This is a genomic window from Streptomyces sp. NBC_00009, assembly GCF_045040855.1.
Classification (GTDB): Bacteria; Actinomycetota; Actinomycetes; order Streptomycetales; family Streptomycetaceae; genus Streptomyces; species Streptomyces aureus.
The window spans coordinates 7,300,343-7,321,359 of sequence record NZ_CP108312.1 but is presented as its reverse complement, the minus strand read 5'-3'; the positions used below and the strand labels follow the sequence as shown (position 1 = coordinate 7,321,359).

The 21,017-nt window shown below is 72.7% G+C and carries 22 protein-coding genes and 1 riboswitch; of the genes, 17 read left to right on the top strand and 5 right to left on the bottom strand.

Annotation, left to right across the window (positions count from 1 at the left end):
- Nucleotides 1–95: 95 nt before the first annotated feature.
- Genes OHA58_RS33195 through OHA58_RS33185 form a run of 3 tightly spaced genes read left to right on the top strand, consistent with a single transcriptional unit; the run spans nucleotide 96 to nucleotide 2,145 of the window.
- Complete coding sequence (locus tag OHA58_RS33195; protein WP_405483372.1) at nucleotides 96–830, top strand: glycosyltransferase family 2 protein; 735 nt, start codon at nucleotides 96–98, stop codon at nucleotides 828–830.
- Nucleotides 827–1,495 carry a DUF2064 domain-containing protein gene (locus tag OHA58_RS33190; RefSeq protein ID WP_405483370.1) on the top strand — a complete coding sequence of 223 codons (669 nt, stop codon included), beginning with the start codon at nucleotides 827–829 and terminating at the stop codon, nucleotides 1,493–1,495. The genes OHA58_RS33195 and OHA58_RS33190 overlap by 4 nt, the downstream gene beginning before the upstream one ends.
- Entirely contained in the window at nucleotides 1,492–2,145 is a 654-nt protein-coding gene (locus OHA58_RS33185; RefSeq protein WP_405483369.1) for a class I SAM-dependent methyltransferase, read from the top strand. The genes OHA58_RS33190 and OHA58_RS33185 overlap by 4 nt, the downstream gene beginning before the upstream one ends.
- Here OHA58_RS33185 and OHA58_RS33180 read toward each other — a convergent pair.
- Both OHA58_RS33180 and OHA58_RS33175 read right to left on the bottom strand, forming a co-directional pair.
- The gene (locus OHA58_RS33180; protein ID WP_405483367.1) at nucleotides 2,100–2,651 is read right to left on the bottom strand and encodes a hypothetical protein; all 552 of its coding nucleotides are present in this window, start codon (nucleotides 2,649–2,651) and stop codon (nucleotides 2,100–2,102) included. The genes OHA58_RS33185 and OHA58_RS33180 overlap by 46 nt on opposite strands.
- Nucleotides 2,651–3,883 carry a molybdopterin-dependent oxidoreductase gene (locus OHA58_RS33175; RefSeq protein ID WP_405483366.1) on the bottom strand — a complete coding sequence of 411 codons (1,233 nt, stop codon included), beginning with the start codon at nucleotides 3,881–3,883 and terminating at the stop codon, nucleotides 2,651–2,653. Before OHA58_RS33175 ends, OHA58_RS33180 begins: the two co-directional genes overlap by 1 nt.
- Nucleotides 3,884–4,037: 154 nt before the next feature.
- Here OHA58_RS33175 and OHA58_RS33170 point away from each other — a divergent pair, with 154 nt between their 5' ends.
- Nucleotides 4,038–5,396 (top strand): hypothetical protein, encoded by a 1,359-nt coding sequence (locus OHA58_RS33170; protein ID WP_405483365.1) that lies wholly within the window; start codon nucleotides 4,038–4,040, stop codon nucleotides 5,394–5,396.
- On the opposite strand, the gene OHA58_RS33165 is transcribed toward OHA58_RS33170, so the two are convergent.
- The gene (locus OHA58_RS33165; RefSeq protein WP_405483364.1) at nucleotides 5,383–7,128 is read right to left on the bottom strand and encodes a phosphatidylglycerol lysyltransferase domain-containing protein; all 1,746 of its coding nucleotides are present in this window, start codon (nucleotides 7,126–7,128) and stop codon (nucleotides 5,383–5,385) included. The genes OHA58_RS33170 and OHA58_RS33165 overlap by 14 nt on opposite strands.
- A 157-nt stretch (nucleotides 7,129–7,285) precedes the next feature.
- Between OHA58_RS33165 and OHA58_RS33160 the strand changes: the two genes are divergently transcribed.
- Together OHA58_RS33160 and OHA58_RS33155 are read left to right on the top strand one after the other, a co-directional pair.
- On the top strand, nucleotides 7,286–8,512 hold the full coding sequence (locus OHA58_RS33160; RefSeq protein WP_405483363.1) for an alpha/beta hydrolase: 1,227 nt from the start codon (nucleotides 7,286–7,288) through the stop codon (nucleotides 8,510–8,512).
- Nucleotides 8,513–8,649: 137 nt separating this feature from the next.
- Entirely contained in the window at nucleotides 8,650–9,135 is a 486-nt protein-coding gene (locus tag OHA58_RS33155; RefSeq protein WP_405483361.1) for a DUF4440 domain-containing protein, read from the top strand.
- Between the two features lie 32 nt (nucleotides 9,136–9,167).
- Here OHA58_RS33155 and OHA58_RS33150 read toward each other — a convergent pair whose 3' ends face one another.
- Nucleotides 9,168–9,893 (bottom strand): class I SAM-dependent methyltransferase, encoded by a 726-nt coding sequence (locus OHA58_RS33150; protein WP_405483359.1) that lies wholly within the window; start codon nucleotides 9,891–9,893, stop codon nucleotides 9,168–9,170.
- A gap of 410 nt (nucleotides 9,894–10,303) precedes the next feature.
- Here OHA58_RS33150 and rho point away from each other — a divergent pair, with 410 nt between their 5' ends.
- From rho to OHA58_RS33135, 3 genes are all read left to right on the top strand, one after another.
- Nucleotides 10,304–11,464 (top strand): transcription termination factor Rho, encoded by a 1,161-nt coding sequence (gene rho / locus OHA58_RS33145; protein ID WP_405483357.1) that lies wholly within the window; start codon nucleotides 10,304–10,306, stop codon nucleotides 11,462–11,464.
- A 60-nt stretch (nucleotides 11,465–11,524) separates the two neighbouring features.
- Nucleotides 11,525–12,013, top strand: coding sequence for a GNAT family N-acetyltransferase (locus OHA58_RS33140; RefSeq protein WP_405483356.1), 489 nt, complete (start codon nucleotides 11,525–11,527; stop codon nucleotides 12,011–12,013).
- Nucleotides 12,014–12,166: 153 nt separating this feature from the next.
- Nucleotides 12,167–12,601, top strand: coding sequence for an inorganic diphosphatase (locus tag OHA58_RS33135; RefSeq protein ID WP_405485307.1), 435 nt, complete (start codon nucleotides 12,167–12,169; stop codon nucleotides 12,599–12,601).
- Nucleotides 12,602–12,637: 36 nt separating this feature from the next.
- Here the strand turns inward: OHA58_RS33135 and OHA58_RS33130 are convergent, their stop codons facing one another.
- Complete coding sequence (locus tag OHA58_RS33130) at nucleotides 12,638–13,000, bottom strand: metalloregulator ArsR/SmtB family transcription factor (protein WP_100597286.1); 363 nt, start codon at nucleotides 12,998–13,000, stop codon at nucleotides 12,638–12,640.
- An 89-nt stretch (nucleotides 13,001–13,089) separates the two neighbouring features.
- Nucleotides 13,090–13,314, top strand: a riboswitch (cobalamin riboswitch).
- A 28-nt stretch (nucleotides 13,315–13,342) separates the two neighbouring features.
- Between OHA58_RS33130 and OHA58_RS33125 the strand changes: the two genes are divergently transcribed.
- The 8 genes from OHA58_RS33125 (at nucleotide 13,343) to OHA58_RS33090 (ending at nucleotide 20,993) form a co-directional block, all read left to right on the top strand.
- Complete coding sequence (locus OHA58_RS33125) at nucleotides 13,343–14,437, top strand: HoxN/HupN/NixA family nickel/cobalt transporter (protein WP_405483353.1); 1,095 nt, start codon at nucleotides 13,343–13,345, stop codon at nucleotides 14,435–14,437.
- Nucleotides 14,438–14,479: 42 nt separating this feature from the next.
- Nucleotides 14,480–15,193 carry a YoaK family protein gene (locus tag OHA58_RS33120; protein WP_405483351.1) on the top strand — a complete coding sequence of 238 codons (714 nt, stop codon included), beginning with the start codon at nucleotides 14,480–14,482 and terminating at the stop codon, nucleotides 15,191–15,193.
- Between the two features lie 91 nt (nucleotides 15,194–15,284).
- Nucleotides 15,285–16,007 (top strand): hypothetical protein, encoded by a 723-nt coding sequence (locus tag OHA58_RS33115; protein ID WP_405483350.1) that lies wholly within the window; start codon nucleotides 15,285–15,287, stop codon nucleotides 16,005–16,007.
- Nucleotides 16,008–16,548: 541 nt separating this feature from the next.
- Nucleotides 16,549–18,264, top strand: coding sequence for a sensor histidine kinase (locus tag OHA58_RS33110; RefSeq protein ID WP_405483349.1), 1,716 nt, complete (start codon nucleotides 16,549–16,551; stop codon nucleotides 18,262–18,264).
- Between the two features lie 117 nt (nucleotides 18,265–18,381).
- Complete coding sequence (locus OHA58_RS33105; protein WP_405483348.1) at nucleotides 18,382–18,801, top strand: roadblock/LC7 domain-containing protein; 420 nt, start codon at nucleotides 18,382–18,384, stop codon at nucleotides 18,799–18,801.
- Entirely contained in the window at nucleotides 18,798–19,157 is a 360-nt protein-coding gene (locus tag OHA58_RS33100) for a DUF742 domain-containing protein (RefSeq protein WP_376252563.1), read from the top strand. Before OHA58_RS33105 ends, OHA58_RS33100 begins: the two co-directional genes overlap by 4 nt.
- Entirely contained in the window at nucleotides 19,138–19,752 is a 615-nt protein-coding gene (locus tag OHA58_RS33095) for an ATP/GTP-binding protein (RefSeq protein ID WP_266667251.1), read from the top strand. Before OHA58_RS33100 ends, OHA58_RS33095 begins: the two co-directional genes overlap by 20 nt.
- Entirely contained in the window at nucleotides 19,749–20,993 is a 1,245-nt protein-coding gene (locus OHA58_RS33090) for a cytochrome P450 (RefSeq protein WP_405483345.1), read from the top strand. The genes OHA58_RS33095 and OHA58_RS33090 overlap by 4 nt, the downstream gene beginning before the upstream one ends.
- Nucleotides 20,994–21,017: the final 24 nt, after the last annotated feature.

Below are 21,017 nucleotides of genomic sequence, written 5' to 3'. Positions count from 1 at the left end.
GTCGGAGCCGCCGGAGGGGTCGCCCGCGTGCGACGTCCGCGTTTCGTAAGGAGCTGAGGGCCTAAATGTCCGGTTTGGATTCGTAGGGTGACACCGTGATCCCCCCTGACTATCCCTCCCTCCCCGCTTCGGCCCCCTCGGTCGATGTCGTGCTGCCCTGCCTCGACGAGGCCGCCGCGCTGCCGTGGGTGCTGGCCCGCATCCCGGACGGCTGGCGGGCGCTCGTCGTGGACAACGGGTCCACCGACGGCTCCCCCGACGTCGCCCGTTCCCTGGGCGCGACGGTGGTGACGGAGCCCCGGCGCGGCTTCGGGGCCGCCTGCCACGCGGGCCTGCTGGCGTCCGACGCGGACGTCGTCTGCTTCTGCGACTGCGACGCGTCGCTCGACCCGGGTCTGCTGACGCCGTTCGTCCAGGACGTCGTCGCGGGCCGGGCCGATCTCGTGCTCGGGCGGCGCAGGCCGCAGGGCCGCGGCGCCTTCCCCGTGCACGCGCGCGCCGGGAATCTCGCGCTGGCGGGGATGCTGCGCCGGCGCACCGGGCTGCGGCTGCACGACCTGGGCCCGCTGCGTGCCGCGCGCCGCACCTCCCTCCTCGCCCTGGACCTCGCGGACCGCCGCAGCGGCTACCCCCTCCAGATGGTCGTCCGGGCCGCCGACGCGGGATGGCGCATCGAGGAGCGCCCGGTGCCCTACCGGCCCCGTACGGGAAAGTCGAAGGTCACGGGCACCTGGCGGGGCACCTGGCAGGCGGTACGGGACATGCGCGCGGTCCTCGCGGAGGAGCCGCTGCCGGCGCTCCCGTCGCGCGGAGAGGCGGCATCGCGGTGAGCGCCGACGGGTCGCCCGCAGCGCGGTGGCACGGCACCACCCTCCTCGTCATCGCCAAGTCCCCGGTGCCCGGCCGGGTCAAGACGCGGCTCACGCCGCCGTTCACGCCCGAGGAGGCCGCGCGCCTGGCCGAGGCCTCGCTCGTCGACACCCTGCACGCCGCGCTCGCCACGTCCGCGCGGCGTCGGGTGCTGGTGCTCGACGGGGCGCCCGGAGCATGGCTGCCGGCCGGGATCGACGTGGTCGCGCAGTGCGCCGGCGGCCTGGACGAGCGGCTCGCGGCGGCGTTCGCCGGGTGCGACGGGCCCGCCGTCCTGATCGGGATGGACACGCCTCAGGTGACGCCCGCGCTGCTCGCGCCCGCGCTCGGGCCCGACGCCTGGCGGGACTGCGACGCATGGCTCGGGCCCGCCGACGACGGCGGGTTCTGGGCGCTCGGGCTCGCCGAGCCCGACCCGGAGCTGCTGCGGGGTGTGCCGATGTCGACGGCGCACACGGGTGCGGCCCAGCGGACCCGGCTCACGGATGCGGGGCTGCGCGTACGGGACCTGCCGGTCCTGCGGGACGTCGACACGGCCCACGACGCCGCCGTGGTGGCGGCCGCCGCACCGGACGGCCGGTTCGCCGCCGAGCACGCGCGGCTGACGCGGGTGGTCCGCTCATGACCACGATGCGCGAGGCGGCACCGGCCTGGTGTACGGACCCCTATGCCGACGCCGTGCGCAACGAGCGCGGCCCCCTCTTCCTGCGGCGCGCCGACGGATGGCTGCTGCCGCTCGAGGTGGAGCGCTGGTGCGCGGTCGCCGACGCCGCCGACCTGTCGGCGCTGCGCCGCTGCGAGGGCGCTGTCCTCGACATCGGCTGCGGCCCGGGCCGGCTGGTCGCCGCACTGGCCGCGGCCGGACACCGCGCGCTCGGCATCGACGTGAGCGAGGCCGCGGTCGCGCGGACGGTCCGCCTCGGCGGCGCCGCGTTGCAGCGGTCCGTCTTCGACTCCCTGCCCGGCGAGGGCCGTTGGGGGACGGCACTCCTCCTCGACGGCAACATCGGGATCGGCGGCGACCCGGGGGCCCTGCTGTCCCGAGTCACCGAACTCACCGCTCCCGGCGGGCTGTTGATCGCCGAGACGGCTCCGCTCGACATGGATGAGCGGGTGGAGGTGCGGGTGGACGACGGGCAGGGCACCGCGGGCTCGCTCTTCCCGTGGGCCCGGGTGGGCACGCGCGCGCTGCTGCGGTACGCGCGCCCGCTCGGCTGGCTGCCGGTCGCTCAGTGGTCCGAGGGCGGGCGCTCATTCGTCTCCTTGCGCCGCTGACGCTCCCGTTCACGCTCCCGCGCCCGCTCTTCCCGGCGCGCCCTGCGTGCCTGCCTCCAGGGCGACGCGGGAGCGAGGAACGTCACGGCCACGAACCACAGGGCCGACGCGGCGAACAGCGCGGCCGTAAGGAGCAGCCACCGCGGCAGGAACGCGTCCCCCGAATGTCCCGTCACGAGGACGAAGTGGTCCTCCCGCGCCCGCGTGATCAGCGGGAACCACACCAGGAGCAGCAGGCCCGACAGGAACGCGGGGACGCGTACGTACGTCATCGCCGTGCGGCTCCGGTCGCCGAGCGCCTTCTGCGCCGCGACGTCCGCGAGCGAGTACACCGGCACGAGCAGCAGGTCGTGGACGAGGGCCGCGCCGACGAACCAGGCCGCCACGCCCCACGCGTCGCCTTCGAGGAGCCGCACGCCCGCGTATCCGGCGAGGGCGAACGAGGCTGCCAGGAGCAGGAGTTGGAGCGGGCTCTCGCCGTGCCAACGGCTCAGGAGTCGGTTCATCACAGCGCTCCGAACGTCATGCGGGCGACCCACTTGGTGTTCAGGACGCCCGGCGCCGCGGGGACGATGACACGGGCCGGGTAGCCGTGGTCGAGGGTGAGGTCGGCTCCGTTGACGCGCAGGGCGAGCAGGGAGCGCGGGTCGTGTACCTGGTTGTGCCGCAGGGCCGCCTTCCGGAACGCGCCGTGCTGTTGCAGCGATTCGACGAACACGTCGGTGTCGCCGTCGGTCCCGGCGAGGGCGGCGAGGTCGCGCAGCCGTACGCCGCTCCAGTGCTGGTCGTCCGTGGACCAGCCTTCGACGCAGGCGATGGGCAACGCGCTGGTGTGCTGCGGGAGTTGGAGAAGGTCGTCGCGGGTGAGCCGGTGGACGGTGCCTTTCGGTCCCGTGACGACGAGCCGCCACGGCTCGCCCGTGTCGGCGATACGGATGCCGGCCACGGCAGCGGTCTTGTTGATCTGGAAGCGGCCGGGGCCGGTGCCCGGGTCGGCGCCGCCGTGCGGGGCGAGCAGAGCGGTGCGGCGCCATACCCCGCCGATGCTCTGGCCGGCCGTCGTGACGAGCAGCAGGAGCGAGCCCGCGCCGACCATGGCGAGCGCCCCGCGCCGCGAGACCGTGGGCTCGGCGGGTTTCGCCGGCACCAGGTCACCCGTCTCGGGCAGGCCCGCCTTCCGCTCGCGCAGCACGCGCCGCGCCTGCGGTACGCGCAGTACCGCGTGCACGATGAACGCGCTGATGAACACCCAGGCGCCGTAGAAGTGCAGCGGGTAGAAGGAGCCGGGGAACAGGTAGTCGAGCTGCACGTTGAGGATGCCGGTCACGAACTCGAAGAGCGCGCCGCCCACGAGCAGGAGCAGCGACAGCCGTTCCAGGGCGTGGCCGATGGAGCGCGCGGGCGGCAGCGCGAACAGTTTGGGCACGACCGACCACAGCTTGGCGAGGAGCACGGGCACGAGCACGACGCCCACGGTGACGTGCAGTCCCTGGGTGAGGCGGTACAGCCAGTGCGGGTCCGTCGGCCAGGAGAACAGGTAGAAGCCGAGCAGGCCCTTGCCGGGCGTCTTGTCGTTGACCGCCGCGAGGTTCGGGTTGTAGGCGGCGTACGACAGGAGGCCGGTCACGAAGAGCAGGGTCATGCCGACGAGCAGGACGAGGCCGAGGACCGCGGTGAAGCGCGGGCCGCGCAGGGGGCTGCGCCACGGATCGGGGAGAGTGCGGGGGAGGACGCCCATGTGGTTCCTTCAGGCTGTGCGCGGCGGGGGCCCGCCGACCTGTTCCGACCGTATTGCGCACAGCCCGCGGATCGGCGCAGGAAGATCTGACGGTTCGGTGACGCGACCCCGCGGTGCCACCATATGGGCGGTGCGGGCACCTAGCGTTCCGGGTGTGAAGCTCGAAGCTCCCCCCGACGCCCCCCGCGCCGCGCCACCCGCCACCGGGACTCGCCGCGACCTGATTGCCGCCGCTGCCGCCGTGGCCCTGGTCACGGCGGCCGTCCTCGTGGGCCGGTACATCGAAGACCACTACGGCACTCTGCACGTCAACTGGGCTCCCCTGTACGCCCATTGGGAACCACACGTGGGCCCGGGGACCCCGGCGGCGATCTCGGTCGCCGTACTGGTCGTCGCGTACGGGCCTGTGGTGGCCGCCCGGCTGCGGTGGCGGCTGCTGCTGCCCGCCGTGTGGGCCGCGTCGGCGGCGTGGACGTTCTCGCTCGCGCTCATCGACGGCTGGCAGCGGGGCATCGCCGGGCGCCTCACCACGTCGTACGAGTATCTGCAGGTCATCGACCGGTTCGACGACGTCGGCGCGACGCTGCGGGACTTCACGCGGCACATCCTGCTGCACTCCCCCGACCACTGGCCGCCCCATGTCGCGGGGCATCCGCCCGCGGCGACCCTGACCTTCGTCGGCCTGGACCGGATCGGGCTCGGCGGGGGTGCGTGGGCCGGGGTGTGGTGCATCACGGTGGGGTGCACGGCGGCGGTCGCCGTCCTCGTCACGGTGCGCGCGCTCGCCGACGAGCGGACGGCGCGCAGCGCGGCGCCCTTCCTGGCGCTCGCGCCGGCCGCGGTCTGGATGGGCACGTCGGCGGACGGCTACTTCGCGGCGGTCGCCGCCTGGTCGGTGGCGCTGCTCGCGGTGGCGGCCACCCGCGGCAGCCGCGGGGCGGCCCTCGGCAGCGGACTGCTGTTCGGGCTCACCTGCTATCTGTCGTACGGGCTGACGCTGATGGCCCTCGTCGCGGCGGCCGTGCTGCTCGCGACGCGGACACCGCGGCCGCTTCCGCTGTTCGTCGTGGGGGCGGCCGTGGTGCCCGTCGCGTTCACCCTCGTCGGGTTCAACTGGTGGGAGGCGTACCACCTGCTGACGGAGCGTTACTACCAGGGTGCGGGCGGGATCCGGCCGTACGGCTACTGGGTGTGGGCCAACCTCGCGTGCACCGTGCTGATCGTCGGGCTGGCCACGGCGGCGGGGCTGCGCCGGGTTCCGGGACGTGTCCTGCGCGCGCGTGCGGAGCCGGAGGGGCGGCTCGCGCTGGTCGTCCTCGGCGCGGCGCTCGCCCTCCTGGCCGCCGATCTGTCGGGCATGAGCAAGGCGGAGACGGAACGCATCTGGCTCCCGTTCGGCGTCTGGCTCATCGCGGCCACCGCTCTGCTGCCCGCGCGGTGGAGCCGCGGGTGGCTGACCGCGCAGGCGGTACTCGCCCTGCTGGTCAACCACCTGCTGGTCACGGGGTGGTGACCTCGACCGGCTGCGGCTTCTCCTCACGGGCGGCGGGCCGGTTCCGCAGCAGCTGCCGCAGCCGCTCCGCCGGGTGCGGCAGGACGACGAACGCCTCGGCCTGGAGACAGGCCCAGCTGATCCTCGGCAGGTCGCGCACTGTGGGGTAGACGACGAAGCGCGGCTCCCACTCGGGCCGGAACTTCGCGTTGAAGCGGTACAGGGACTCGATCTGGAACCAGCGCGACAGGAACACGAGCAGCCCCCGCCACACCCGCAGCACCGGGCCCGCGCCGAGGCGCTCGCCGCGCGCGAGAGCGGCCCGGAACACCGCGAAGTTGAGCGACATGCGGCGCACTCCGAGCCCGGGGGCGCCGCGCAGGGCGGCCACGATGAGGAGTTCGTTCAGGCCGGGCTCGGCCGTGCGGTCGCGACGCATCAGGTCGAGGGAGAGACCGTCCTCGCCCCAGGGCACGAAGTGGAGCAGGGCGCGCACGCGGTCGTTGCCCGCCTCGTCGTCCTGGTGCGCGGTGACGACGACGCAGTCCCCGTCGTCTGGGTCGCCGAACCGGCCGAGCGCCATGGAGAACCCGCGTTCGGTGGCACTGCCCCGCCACGCGGCGGCGGCCTCGCGCAGCCGCTTCTTCTCCTCGTCGGGCAGATCGCGTACGCGCCGCATGCGGCAGGTGTAGCCGGCGCGTTCGATGCGGTTGACCATCTGCCGGACGTTGCGCATGGTGCGCCCCGAGAGGCTGAAGGCCTGGCAGTCGACGATGGCCTCGTCGCCCAGCTCCAGGGCTTTGAGGCCGCCTTCGCGGATCCAGACCTGTCCGCCGAGTTCGCTGCACCCCATGACGGCGGGGGTCCAGGCGTGCAGGGCGCACTGCCGCAGGAACTCCTTGATGGCGCCGGGCCATGCCTCGTAGTCGCCGATGGGGTCGCCGCCTGCCAGGGCGACGCCGGACACCACGCGGTAGGCGACGGCGGCCTTGCCGGAGGGCGAGAAGAGGACGCTCTTGTCGCCGCGCAGCGCGAAGTAGCCGAGCGAGTCGCGCCGCCCCTCGTCGGCCAGCAGGGCGCGCAGCCGTTCGTCGCTGTCGGCGCGGCGCAGGGTCACGGGCCGCAGGGCGAGATAGACGCTGGTGGCGGCGGTGACCACGCCGAGCGCCAGCAGCGAGAAGTACACGATGTCGCCGGCCCGGTCGCTCCTGTACGCGATGGGGCCTGACGCACCGAGCAGGCCGTAGCCGACCTCCTGGACCCGGTCGGCGAACGTGATGGCGTGGCCCGCCTCCTGGTTCGCGCGCACACCGACGACGAGCAGGCCGAGCCCGAAGCTGCTGCCGCCGAGGACGACGAGGTTCCACAGGGCGCGCGTTCTGCCGCGCGGGTCGCCGAGTGCGTAGAACTCCTCGCGGTAGGCGACGAGCGCGACGCACAGGACGACCGAGACGGTCGCGGGGATCAGGGCGTGATGGCGCACGCCCTGGACGAGCGCGCTGACCGCGAGGAGCCCCACGGCCGCCTCCCAAGCGCGCCGTTTACGGCGGCGCAGGCCTCTGGCGAGCATCACGAGCAGCAGTCCCGCGGCGAGCGCAGCGGCGCGGGCCACCTCCTCGGCGAGGCCCGGCACGTAGGGCGCGATGCGCTCTATACGGGTCTCCTGCATGTGCGGGGAGATCGCCGACGCGATGTCCAGAATTCCGATGATCAGGCACGTGTGACCTGCCACGGCGGCGGGGCGTTGTTTCACAGTGACCGAGCGTAGGAGTGCTCCACCTCGCTGGAGTAAGAGCGACACAGGAGCACGGTAAGAACGCGGTGGCCGGCAAACCTTCCTCGGTCATCGCGCCTCTTTCCCGGTGAAAACTGCCGAACAGCGCAGATGACGGCTGAAAGTTGAGGAAGACATGGGCCTGACGAGCCGGGCACTCGAGTACGCGACGGTGCTGGCCGCCCTGGTGTGTGTGGGGCTCGCGGTCTGGGTGTGGCCGCGGCTCGCCCGGCGCGGGCCGGTGGCCGTGCTCGGCCGCCTCGGCGTGATCGGCGCGACCCAGCTCACGATCCTCACCGCGTTCGCCGTCGCCGTGAACACCAACTTCGACTTCTACGGCTCGTGGGACGAGCTGCTCGGCCATGTCGACAAGGCGCCCGCCGAGGTCACGGCGCTCGGCCACGGCGGCATCTACACCACGGTCGGCGCGGTGCGCGGCGGTCTGGTGCAGCCCGCCGGGCCGCAGGGCCTCGATCGGGTGAAGGGCATTCCGCGCGGGCCCGCGGCGGAGGTCGGCCGGGTGGAGTCGGTCAAGATCGTCGGACGGCGCAGCAGGGCCGTGAACCCGGCGTTCGTGTATCTGCCGCCGCAGTACTTCCAGAAGCAGTTCCACCGCCAGCGCTTCCCCGTGATGGTCGCGATCAGCGGCTACCCGGGCGGCATCATGAACCTCGCCCAGTACCTCCAGGTCCCGCAGACCGCCGACCGGCTGCTGAGGGCGGACAAGATCCAGCCGACGGTGATCGTGATGGTGCGCCCGACGATCGCGCCGCCCCGTGACACGGAGTGCGTGGACGTACCCGGCGGTCCAAAGGCCGAGACGTTCTTCACGAAGGATCTGCCGGAGGCTCTCAAGCGGTCGTACCGCGTGGGTCACGACCCCAGCGCGTGGGGCGCTCTCGGCTATTCGTCGGGCGGCACGTGCGCGCTCCAGCTCACCCTGCGCCACCCCGGCGTGTACACCTCGGCGGCGGCGCTGTCGGCGGACTACAGGATCGGCGACGACCTGACCACCGGCAGCCTCTTCGGCTCGGGTCCCGGCGCCGCGCGGCGGCAGCGCGAGCACGACCTCATCTGGCGTCTGGAGCACCTGCCCGTGCCGCGCGTGTCCGTCCTGGCCGCCAGCAGCAGGTCGGGTGAGAAGGACTACAGCGACACGATGAAGTTCCTGCACGCGGTGAAGCCGCCCATGACGTCGGCCCAGATCATCCTGCCGCGCGGCAGCCACCACTTCACGACATGGCAGCGGGAGATCGCTCCGGCCATGCGGTGGATGAGCGGCCAGCTGATGTTCCCGCAGGACACCACGCCCTCACCGCACCGCCGGCCCACGACACAGGCCGCGAACCGGCCACACCCGTAGCCGCGCCTGCGTCGGTGTCCCGCCTGCCCGGGCCTCGCTTCAGCCCGACGGATCACCCGTCACCGACGACCCGTTACGGTGGCCTGGCATCGGCGCCGACCCGGCGCGCCTCCCCCGTCCGACCAGGAGCAGCCCTCATGCCCGAGTCCGCCGTGTCCGCCCGCCCCGCACTGGCCAGGCCGGGCGCGGCGCCCGGCGACGTGGCCGCCGTCTGGTCCGTCGTGACCGGCATGTACGAGGCGTACGCCACCGGGGACCGCGCCCAGATCGACGCCCGGCTCGACCCGGAGGCCACGATCTGGGACCCGGCCACCGAGCCGCTGCTGCTCGGCAAGCCGGACCTGGACCGGGTGCGGGACGAGCGGCCCGAGTCCGGGGACGGGCACGCGGGGAGCGGGCTTCGCCCGTACGACCCGGTCGTCGACGTCTTCGGTGACACGGCGGTCCTGCGCTACTGGCTGCGCGTCGCGTACGCGCCCGGCCCGAACGGCACCCCGCTCCGTCCCGAGCTGCTGCGGAACACGGCGGTCCTGCGCAAGGACCTCTCGGTCGGCCGCTGGCTGATCGTGCATCTCCACGAGGACGTACGGCAGGCGGGCGGGGAGCCCGAGACCGCCGTTTAGGGCCAAGCCCGGCATGATCCAAACGAGAGGCCCTAGCGGGGCGCGCCGGTCTTCGTGGCCACCAGGAGGCGGCACCTGGGGCTGCCGTCGGAGCGCTCGCCGAGTTCGGGCAGCGCCCGGAGCTCCACGTCGAAACCGGCCCTGACCAGCTCGCTCCGCACGTCGCCGAGGCGGAAGCCGCGGTAGTACATGACGAAGGACGGCCGCCACAGCGCGTTGCGGACCCGCATCGCGCCGTCGAAGGCCAGCATCGACCAGTAGCCGCGGGAGCCGGGCCGCGCGGGCGCCGGCACCGGGAACGCGAAGCGTCCGCCCGGCCGCAGCACGGAGTGGACCTGGGCGAACAGGGCGGGCCGCTGCCGCGGCAGGAAGTGGCCGAACGCCCCGAAGCTGACGACCAGGTCGAAGGCCGGTCCGAAGGGCAGCGCGAGGGCGTCGCCGCGCACCAGGTCCGCGCTGCTCCCGTGGGCCGCGCGGCCCGCCGTGAGCATGCCCGCGCTGATGTCGACCCCGACGGGCCGCTCGCGGCACACCTGCGTCAGCACGCCGAACCCCGCGCCGGTCCCGCAGCACAGGTCGAGTCCGCGCTCGAAGGGGCCCATGCCGCGCAGGGCACGGGTCGCGGGTGCGAGGACCGACCGGGGCGTGCGGAACGGCGTGCGGTCGAACTTGGGGGCGAGCAGGTCGTAGCCGTGCTCGACGGAGGACAGCGCCTGGACGGCGAGCTCCCGGATTGTGGGGCCTTCGGGTGCGAACATCGGGGCTCAGCATAGGCCGCGCCCGGCGTCGCGGGGGCTCTGCTCAAGGGGTCGAGCAGGGGTGAAGGGCCGGCTGAGAACGGCGGCCCGTGACGTGAGCCCTTGCGGGACGGCGCCCCCATGGTGTTACAGTGCCAATGGCACGTGTGCTAGCCGCCTCTTCGGCGCCAGTGCCAGTCTCCCTCTCCGAATCGCCGCGACAGCGGGATTCGTCGAATCGATGTCAGCGATGCGCCAGGCGGCGCCGACGCGCCGTACCCCGCATCGCTTCTCCCCGGCCACAGGCTTCTCAGGGCTTTCACGGGCCTCTCCGCCCGCCCGCCTCGCGGGGCGTGCAGTCACCGCCCCGATCCCGCCGGATCCCCCTCTCTCATGCTCTCGTACGAACGTCCGCGAAAGGACCGATTCCGATGACCACCACACTCGAACCCCCCACCACCACAAAGGCGTTCACGACGCAGCCGAAGGAGGTCGCGGTCCATGCCGCGGGCGTCCTCGACATCTCGGGCAACGGGCCCGGGTTCCTGCGCCTCGCCGACCTCCTGCCGACATCGCACGACGTCCAGGTGCCGGCCGCCCTGATCCGCCGACTCGGCCTGCGCAAGGGCGACTTGCTCCAGGGGACGTGCGGCAGGCCGCGCGTCCTCGTCGAGGTCGAGCGCGTCAACGGGCGCCCCGTCCAGGAGCTGCGCGGGCGGCCCCGGTTCGGTGACCTCACTCCCCTGCACCCGCGGCAGCAGCTGCGTCTCGAAACCGCGAGGGGCGGCGTGACGCCCCGCGTCGTCGATCTGTTCACCCCCATCGGCAAGGGGCAGCGCGGGCTGATCGTGGCGCCGCCCAAGACCGGCAAGACGGTGCTGCTCCAGCAGCTCGCCGCGTCCGTCGCCACGAACCACCCCGAGGCCCATCTGATGGTGGTGCTCCTCGACGAACGGCCGGAGGAGGTCACCGACATGCGGCGCTCGGTGCGCGGCGAGGTCTTCGCCTCGACCTTCGACCAGCCCGCGAAGGCGCATATCGCGCTGGCCGAACTGGCCGTCGAGCGTGCCAAGCGGCTCGTCGAGGGCGGCCGGGACGTCGTCATCCTCCTCGACTCCCTGACGCGCCTGTGCCGCGCCCACAACAACACGGCCTCGTCCGGCGGCCGTACGCTCAGCGGCGGTGTCGACGCCTCCGCGCTGATCGGGCCCAAGCGGTTCTTCGGAGCGGCGAGGCTCGCCGAGGAGGGCGGCTCGCTGACCATCCTCGCCACGGCGCTCGTCGACACCGGCTCCCGCGCCGACGACTACTTCTTCGAGGAGCTCAAGAGCACGGGCAACATGGAGATCCGCCTCGACCGCACTCTCGCCGAGCGCCGGATCCACCCCGCCGTCGACCTCACCCAGTCCGGCACGCGCCGCGAGGAACTCCTGCTGCCCGAGGCCGAGTTGGCGGTCGTACGAGGTCTGCGGCGCGCGCTTCAGTCGCGGGACGGGCACGCCGGGCTCGAGACGCTTGTCGAGCGGATCCGGCAGACGCCGGACAACGCGACGTTCCTGCGGCAGGTGCAGTCCACCGTTCCCACCGCGTGAGACGGCCGCCGTTCACCGTCCGGGGTAGATCGGCGCGACAGGATGCGTAATACTCTCAGTATGACTTCGAGCATTACATCCGCGGGGGGCGTGGCGGACGCCGGGACGGTCCGGGTGCGCAGGGCGACCGCGCGCGACGCCAAGCGGCTGACCCGGCTCGTCCGTACGTCCCGCGCCTACGAGGCCCCGTACGCGTCGATGGTGGCCGGCTACCGGGTGGGGCCCGACTACATCGAGGCCCATCGCGTCTTCGTCGCGGCCGGCACCGATGACCTGGTGCTCGGGTTCTACGCGCTCACGCTCGTGCCGCCGGAGCTCGACCTGATGTTCGTCGCCGACGCGGCGCAGGGGCTCGGCATCGGGCGGCTGCTCGTCGCCCATATGAAGGACGAGGCGCGCGCCGCCGGACTCACCTCGGTCCGTGTGGTCTCGCACCCGCCCGCCGAGGGCTTCTACCGCAGCACGGGAGCCGTCCGCACCGGCACCGCGGCCGCCGATCCGCCCGCCGTGATGTGGGACAGGCCCGAATTGGAGTTCCCGATCGGCTGACGCGCCCGCACTCCCGGGAGCACACTCGGGGTGGACGAGGAGGCCGGCTTGGACAACGAGGTCCGACACACCGACGCAGCCCACGGCACCGACGCGGTCCACGCGTTCGACGTCACCGTGGAGATCCCCCAAGGCTCCCGCAACAAGTACGAGATGGACCATTCCGTCGGCCGGATAAGGCTCGACCGGATGCTGTTCACCTCCACCCAGTACCCGGCGGACTACGGATACATCGTCGGCACCCTCGGGCGCGACGGCGATCCGCTCGACGCGCTCGTCCTGGTGGGCGATCCGACGTTCCCCGGCTGCACCGTCGAATGCCGGGCGATCGGCATGTTCGTGATGCGGGACGAGAAGGGCATGGACGAGAAGGTCCTGTGCGTGCCCGCGCACGATCCGCGCCATGCGTCTTTGCGGGACATCGAGGACATCCCCGAGTTCGACCGTCTGGAGATCACGCACTTCTTCGAGGTCTACAAGGACCTGGAGCCCGGCAAGTCGGTCGAGGGCTCGCACTGGGAGGGCCGCGACCTCACCTACGCGGAGATCGCCGCCGCGCGCCGCCGGGCCGCCGCCCGAGGGGACTGAAACCGCGGACCCCTGCGACGGCGCGCACGTGTCGATTCAGTGCGCGCCGTCCGTAGCGCAGTGCTCGAGCAGGTCCGCGGTCGCCGCGTCGACGACGCGGTAGCGCACGATCCTGCCCTCCTTCTCCCCCTCGACCACACCGGCCGCGCGCAGCAGCCGCAGCGCCTGCGAGACCGCCGGGTCGTTCATGCCCGTGGCCACGGCGAGATCCGACACGGCCAGCGGCCCCGCCCGGTACAGCGCGAGCAGCAGCGCGAGGCGCCGGGGATCGGCGAGCAGGGAGAACCGGTCGGCCCAGGCGCGGACATGTCCTGGCTCACCGATGGCGGCGATGGCCTCGCAGACCCGGTGGCCGTCGATCGTGCGGCGGTCGGCGCGCTCGGCAGGGACGAGATGCATGGCCCCATCCTCGCAGCCGCCGATGTGATCTTGAATACCCGCGCACACCTACGCAGCTGTGCAGCCTTGCAGTCGTCGCCGACCGGACTCTACTGTGGGCGGGCCGTGGTGCTCGGGAATTCGGTGACGGTCCCTCAAAGGACCCAGACCGAAGCGGCCCTCGCCACTGTGATCGGGCCCCGGGTCCCTCGGCAACGAGACGACTCGGGACGCCTCGCCCCACCACGCCACTGGCTGCCGCGCGCAGCTGGGAAGGCAGGGGCGGACGCGGACACCCGTCAGCCAGGAGACCGGCCACGGCATCTCACGAAGTGATTCCACGAGGTGTTGGAGCGTGACCGCATGACCCTGTCCGTGAAGTCCCCGGAAACCGGACGCGACGCGTTCCACTGGCGGCGCGAGGACACCGTCCGCACCGCCGGGCTCCTGGCGGTGATAGCCGCACTCCATGTCGTCGCGTTCGGGGTGCTGTTCCTGCTCGTCGTGCCGGAGCACTACGAGGTGGGGTCGAAGGCCTTCGGCATCGGCCTCGGCGTCACCGCGTACACCCTGGGCATGCGGCACGCGTTCGACGCGGACCACATCGCCGCGATCGACAACACGACCCGCAAGCTGATGGCCGACGGCAAGCGCCCGGTGTCGGTGGGCTTCTGGTTCGCGCTCGGGCACTCCAGCGTGGTGGTCGTGCTCGCCGCGCTGATCGCCGGGGGCACCCAGCTCGCCGGGCGGATCATGAACGAGGGCTCCGCCACCCATCAGACGCTCGGTGTCATGGGCACCACGATCTCCGGGTCCTTCCTCTACCTCATCGCGGCGCTCAACCTCGTCGCCCTGGTGGGGATCCTGCGGGTGTTCCGGGCGATGCGCGCGGGCTCGTACGACGAGGCGGAGCTCGAACAGCACCTGGATTCACGGGGGTTCATGAACCGGATCCTCGGCCGGTTCACCAAGTCCATCACCCGGCCGGGCCAGATGTACCCGCTCGGCTTCCTCTTCGGCCTCGGCTTCGACACGGCGACCGAGGTCACGCTGATGGTGATGGCGGGCAGCGGCGCGGCGGCCGGACTGCCCTGGTACGCGATCCTGTGCCTGCCGCTCCTGTTCGCCGCCGGAATGAGCCTGTTCGACACCCTGGACGGGACGTTCATGAACTTCGCGTACCAGTGGGCGTTCTCGAACCCCGTGCGCAAGGTGTTCTACAACCTCGCCATCACCGGTCTCTCGATCGCCGTCGCGTTCCTGATCGGCACCATCGAGCTCGTGGGCGTCCTGCACGACAAGCTCGACCTGCGGGACTCGGTGACCGGCTGGATAGCGGGGCTCGACCTGGACAACGTCGGGTTCATCATCGTGGGCCTGTTCATCGTCGTCTGGGCGGCCGCCATCGGGTACTGGCGGCTCGCAAAGGTCGAGGAACGGTGGGCCGTGCGGACCTGATCCGGCGGGCCGCCGGGACCGGGACTCCGTATGGTCGTGCGGGTGAGTGAAGCCAGCGTTCCCTCAGCGGCGCCCGCGCCCGTGCCACGCAGGTCCGCCCTCCCCGCGGCCCTCACGGTCCTCACGGTCGTGAGCGGCTTCGTCGACGCGGTCAGCTATCTGGGCCTCGGCCACGTCTTCGCGGCGAACATGACCGGCAACGTCGTCATCATCGGCTTCGCCGCCGCGGGCGCTCCCGGGTTCTCCGTCCTCGGGTCGCTCACCTCCCTAGGCGCGTTCCTCGCGGGGGCCGTGTGCGCCGGGCGGCTGACCGGAGTGTTCGCCGGGCGGGCGCGGGAGACCTGGGTGCGGTCGGTGTTCGTCACCGAGGCGGCCCTGCTCGCCGTGGCGACGGTCGTCGCGTTCGCGTGGCCGGGCGGGGCGACGTACGCGCTCATCGCCGTCCTCGCATGGGCGATGGGGCTGCGCAACGCGACCGTGCGCAAACTCGCGGTCCCGGACATGACCACGACGGTCCTCACGATGACGCTGACCGGGCTCGCCTCGGAGTCCTCGCTCGCGGGCGGCACCGATCCGCGGGCGGGGCGGCGGATCGTCTCCGTGGTGGCGATGCTCGCGGGCGCCGCGCTCGGCGCGCTGCTCGTGCTGCACCACGGCCTCGGCTGGCCGCTCCTCGTCGGCACCCTGCTCGTGGCGGCCGCCGCGGCCGGATATCGCGAGCCGGCCGCCGACGGGGTCGACCTCCGATCGGCCTAATCCTGCAGGCGCCGTCCGCCCGGGCTCACTAGCGTCCTGACCAGGACCGCAGCTCCCCCTGCCGCTGCGGCACAGGGACCGGAGACGCCTCATGTTCTGCCCGATAGCCACCGTCATCACGACGACCGCCTGCCTCACCGCGCTCGCGCCCGGGACCGCAGCCGCACAGCACCCCGTCACAGCGCCCGCCTCGGTGACCGCACCCGATGAGGTGGGCCGGACCGACTCGGTGGGCCGGACCGACCCCTTGATCCGCTCCGACTCGGGCGACGGAACCCGCGACCGGGGCTCGGACGACGGAACCCGCGACCGGGGCTCGGACGACGGAACCCGCGACCGGGGCTCGGACGACGGGACCCGCGACCGGCAGGACGGCGGCTCCTTCCCGGAGGCCTTCCTCTCGCCGTCCACGGTGGCGGCCGCGTCCTCCGTCGACATCACGGTCTCCTGCGCCGGCGGCGGCCGGGGCTCCATCACGGCCCGCTCCGAGGCCTTCGCCGCCGGCTCCGTCACACTCCCCGTGTACGGCGGCGGGAGCGGGCGGGACGGGCGCACCCAGTACCGGGGGACGGCACGCCTTGCCGGCGAGGTCGGGACCAGCTCGCAGATGTCCGTGCGGGGAGCGTGCCCCGACGGCAGGGAGTGGAGCACCCCGATGAACGTGACACGCGACGGCTATCGCGGCGCACGCGCCGGAGTCGGCAGCACCGCGGACGGCGGCCTGGACCTGGGCCGGATCGGCTTCGGCGCGGCACTCACGGGCGGGGCCGCCTACGTGCTGTGGCGCAGGACGCGCGCCCCGCACGAGGACTGACCGGTCCATCCGCCAACCGTCACGCACGAGGCAAGTGCGCCGTACGTCCGTTCCGCCCCTGACCAACCGCGCTTTGCCGACAATCGCCCCCATTGAGGCCGGCCGAACGGCACCCCCGAGGCTCCACATGCATGACGCGGCACGGCGCATCCGGCCGGGGTTGGCTGAAAACAGCCTCCCGGCAGTAACGCGAGAGCCGCTCAGGGCAGCCGTTCACCGGCCAACGCACCGGTGAACGCGCCCCGGCCCGAGCCCACTCACGCCCGGCCGCACCCAACACCCGTACACCTGTCCCCATTTGACACACCCTGGCGGCGAAGGCCGTTACCACGGGCCCCCGACAGGCTGGCGACTTCGCGACGAACTTCGCCGCCGGGCGCTCTGCGTTCATTGTCCCGGTTCTCACACCGCGCGCGGTGGCTAGCATGAGCGCCACATACGTGCCGGAAGATCACCATCCCGTTGATGGGACCGGCCGTGCGGCCGACCCGAGCCGATCGGCCACGACCTTCCCGCACGCAAGCACCGATGGGACCGCGGAATGCCAGTGCCTGCCCTCCCGAGGCCGCGCCGAACACCCACGTCGCTGCGCTCCACGCTCGCCGTCCCCCTCGCCGTCCTCGTGGTGGCCGCAGCGACCGTCGGCGCGGTGACCGCCGCGGCTCCGCAGGCCGCCCGCACCTGGGTGCTCGTCACGCTCCTGGTCAGCTGGCTCTGCATGGCCGCCTCCCTCATCACGGGCGCCCTGCTCCAGCAGCGCGCCCGTGGTGCCATGGACGCCGCCCAGGGCGAATCGCTCGCGCTCCAGCAGCAGTTGACGCAGCGCGGGGCCGAGGCCGCCCATCTCGTGAACGTCACGCTCCCCTCCGTGTCGAAGCGGCTGCGGGACGGCGCGGGCGCCGAGGAGGCACTCGCCGCCACCGCGCCGCCCGCGGACCACCAACTGCGCCAGGCACTTGAGGCGTTCACCGCCGAACTGGACGACGCCGTACGGCGCGAGGCGTCCGCAGTGGCCACCGCTCAGGACACGGCCCGCCGGATCGCCCGCACCGACCACGACCTGGACGAGCTGGCCACCGCGACCCTGCCGGCCGCCGTCGCGGCGCTGCGCGAGGGCTCCACCGCCGACGCGGTCCTCTCGGGCCTCGACCACCCCGACGACGCGCACCTGCGCACCCTGACGGAGTCCTTCGTACGGGAACTCGCCACCAGCGAGCGGCGGGCAGCGGCCGCCCAGGCCGCCAGCGCCAAGGCCCTCAGCCGGGTGCAGGCCAAGTCGGTCAGCATGCTCGCCGATCTGCGCGACATGCAGGACCGGCACGGCGAGGAGGTCTTCGGCGATCTGCTCAGGCTCGACCACAACACGTCCCAACTCGGCCTGCTCACCGACCGGCTGGCCCTCCTCATGGGCGGCCGCGCCAGCCGCGCGTGGAACAAGCCGATCGTCATGGAGAGCATCCTGCGCGGCGCGGTCGGCCGGATCGCCGCCTACCAGCGGGTCAGGCTCCACTGCGCCACGAACGCCGCGATCGCCGGCTTCGCCGCCGAGGGCGTCATGCACCTCCTCGCCGAACTGATGGACAACGCCGCGAACTTCTCGCCGCCCATCGACGAGGTCCACGTCTATGTCGAGGAGCGCAGCGCCGGGATCGTCGTGACGATCGAGGACAGCGGCCTGAAGATGGCCGACGCGGCCATGCGCCGGGCCGAGGCCGCGGTGTCGGGCCGCGAGACGGACCTGGCCTCGCTCCAGGGCACCCGGCTCGGCCTCGCCGTGGTGGGCCGCCTCGCCGCCAAGTACCGGATGAGCGTGAACTTCCGGCCGTCCTCCCGCGGCGGCACGGGTGTCGTGGTCCTCCTTCCGCCGCAGCTGCTCGCCCAGCAGCGCGACCCCGCCCCGCAGCAGCCCCCGGTCCGCCGCGCCGCCGCCCCCGCCGCACCTGTGACGGCACCGGACCCCGCGCCGCAGACGTCCGACGACACCACGCCCGGGATTCCCGCCCAGGCGGACCCGCCGTCCGCGACGCCGGGCGGCCTGCCGGTACGGGCGCCGGGGCGCACCATGGCCTCGGCCGAACGCGACCGCAAGGACCGTGCCCCCGCCGAAGGCGGCGCGCCCGCGGAGGAGTCCGTGCGTGCGCCGCGCGACGCCGGTGCGCAGTTCGGCGCCTTCCACCGCTCGCGGCGCGCCCGCGACGAAACGCCCGGCACGTCGCCCGAGGTGCCCCACCAGGCCGACGAGTCGCCGGCCGAGTAGCCCGCCCCGCTCCCCGCACGCGCCCGGGCACCGGCGCCCCCATCCCCCGTACGAGAACGTTTGATTGGAGGCACGGGCTGGTGACCGGTTCGCCGGGCACAACCCGCCCCACACGCCATGCGGACCACTGACAACAGCCTGACCTGGCTCCTGGAGAGCCTGCTGGACCGCACGCCCGGCACGCGCCACGCCCTGGTGCTCTCCCGGGACGGTCTGAAGCTGTGCTGGAGCGAGCACCTGACCCTCGACCAGGCCGACCAGCTCGCGGCCATCTGCTCCGGCATCCAGGCACTCGCCCAGGGCGCCTCGGTGGAGTTCGGTGACGGGACGGGCGGTGTACGGCACTCGATGACCGAGTTCCACGGCGGTCTGCTGTTCATCGTCGAGGCGGGCGAGGGCGCGCATCTCGCGGTGATCGCCGAGGGCGGCGCCGACCCGGGCGTGGTCGGCCACCGGATGAGCGAGCTCGTCGAGCAGATCGGCGAGCACCTGCGGGCCGAGCCGCGGACGGACGACGGAGAGAGCGCGTCCTCATGACGCGCCGGCCCGTCGACACCGGTGACCCGGACCGGCTTTACACGGTCACGGGTGGCCGCAGCCGGGCCGACGACGACACCTTCGATCTGGTCACCCTGGTCGTCGCCGAGTGTGAGCCCACGCCGGGGATGCAGTCGGAACAGGTCCGCATCCTCGACATGTGCCGGCATCCGGCGGCCGTGGTCGAGATCGCGGCCGAGATGAAGCTGCCGATCACGGTGGTGCGCATCCTGCTCGGCGATCTCCTCGCGACGGGCCGTATCACCGCCCGGCATCCACGCGCGGCGCGGTCCGTCGCCTCGCTCCCCGACTCCGCCCTTCTCAAGGAGGTGCTGCATGGACTCCGCAACCTCTGAGCTGCCCTCCCGTACGCCGCTTGCCGACGTCGCCGAGACCGGGCTCAAGATCGTCATCGTGGGCGGGTTCGGCGTCGGCAAGACGACCCTGGTCCGGTCCGTCAGCGAGATCCGGCCGCTGAACACCGAAGAGGTCATGACGCAGGCGGGCGTCGGCGTCGACGAGCCTGCCGCGGTCTCCTCGAAGACCACGACGACGGTGGCATTCGACTTCGGGCGCATCAGCCTCACCGAGCGGATGGTGCTCTATCTGTTCGGCGCCCCCGGGCAGGAGCGCTTCTGGTTCCTGTGGGACCGGTTGTTCTCGGGAACGCTCGGCGCGGTCGTGCTCGTCGACACGCGGCGGATGAGCGACTCCTGGTACGCCATCGACCGTCTGGAGCACCACAGGACGCCGTTCGTGGTGGCCGTGAACCGGTTCGACGGCGACGGGACGCGGTTCTCCCTCGACGAGATCCGCCAGGCGCTCACGCTGCCCGAGCACGTGCCGCTGATCGACTGCGACGCGCGCGTCAGGTCGTCGGGCAAGCACGTCCTGATCACCCTCGTCGACCACCTCTACGAACTGGCCATGGCCCGGGAGAAGACACCATGACCGACGCGACCCCGCCGCCCGGCTGCCCCGCCCACTCCGGCGCGGTGGCCCTCAGCGGCCTGGAGTACCAGCAGACCCCCTCGGAGCTGTACCGGTCCCTGCGCAGGGAGCACGGCGCCATCGCGCCCGTCCTGCTCGACGGGGACATCCCGGCGTGGCTGGTCCTCGGCTATCCCGAGGTCACGTATGTCACGAGCCACGACGAGCTGTTCGCCCGGGACTCTCGGCGCTGGAACCAGTGGGAGCACATCCCGGCCGACTGGCCGCTGATGCCGTTCGTCGGCTACCAGCCGTCGGTCCTGTTCACGGAGGGCGCCGAGCACCAGCGGCGCGCGGGCGTCATCACTCAGGCCCTCGAAGCGGTCGACCAGTTCGAACTCGCCCGCGACTGCGAGCGCATCGCCGACCAGCTCATCGACGCGTTCGCCGGCAGCGGCCGGGCCGAGCTGATGGCCGCCTTCGCGCACGCCCTGCCGATGCGGGCGGCGGTGCAGTTCTGCGGGATGCCCGCGGGCAGCACCGACACCGAGCAGCTGGTGGACGATCTGCGGATCTCCCTGGACGCGGCGGAGGGCGACGACCCGGTGGCCGCGTACGGCCGGGTGGGCGCGCGCATCCAGCAACTGGTCAAGGAGAAGCGGGAGTCGCCGGGTCCTGACGTCACGTCACGGATGCTGGCGCACCCGGCGGGCCTCACCGACGAAGAGGTCGTCCAGGACCTGATCTCCGTCATCGCGGCGGCGCAGCAGCCGACGGCCAACTGGGTCTGCAACACGCTGCGTCTGCTGCTGACCGACGAGCGGTTCGCGCTGAACGTCTCCGGCGGGCGGCTCAGCGTCGGTCAGGCGCTGAACGAGGTGCTGTGGCTGGACACGCCCACGCAGAACTTCATCGGCCGGTGGGCAGTGCGCGACACGCAGCTGGGCGGGCGGCAGATCCGGGCGGGCGACTGTCTGGTGCTCGGCCTCGCGGCGGCCAACACCGATCCGCAGATCTGGCCCGATTCCCAGGTGGGCGCGGAGAACTCGGCGCATCTGTCGTTCAGCAACGGCGAGCACCGCTGCCCGTATCCGGCCCCGCTCCTCGCGGACGTCATCGCCCGTACGGCGGTGGAGACGCTGCTCGAGCGGCTGCCCGACCTGGTGCTCGCCATGGAGCCGCAGGAACTGACCTGGCGCCCGTCGATCTGGATGCGCGGACTGACCGCGCTGCCGGTGCAGTTCACTCCCGTGTCGCACTGAGACCTGCGGACACCGCGCGGCCGG